The organism is Endothiovibrio diazotrophicus, assembly GCF_054657215.1.
In genome coordinates this window covers 1-217 of record NZ_BAAHXB010000399.1, presented here as the reverse complement: position 1 = coordinate 217, position 217 = coordinate 1, and the positions used below count along the sequence as shown (strand labels likewise).

The 217-nt window shown below is 60.8% G+C and carries 1 protein-coding gene; it reads left to right on the top strand.

Annotated features, from left to right (window positions below):
* On the top strand, positions 1–217 hold a 217-nt coding region (locus tag ACYQ2W_RS26965; protein ID WP_459874243.1), incomplete at both ends, for an IS66 family transposase.

Here is a 217-nt window from a genome sequence, read left to right as displayed (position 1 = left end):
TTACGATCCCTCCCGGAGCGGAGAGGTGGCCTCGTGGCTGTTCGACGGCTTCGTCGGTGTCCTACAGACCGATGGCTGCGCCTGCTACAACGATGCTTGTCGTAAAAACGAGATCACTCAGATCGGCTGTTGGGATCACGCCCGGCGCAAGTTCGTCGAGGCGAGCCAGGCGGCGCCGGCCAAAAAGAAGGGAGACAAAGTCAGCAAGGCCGATGTG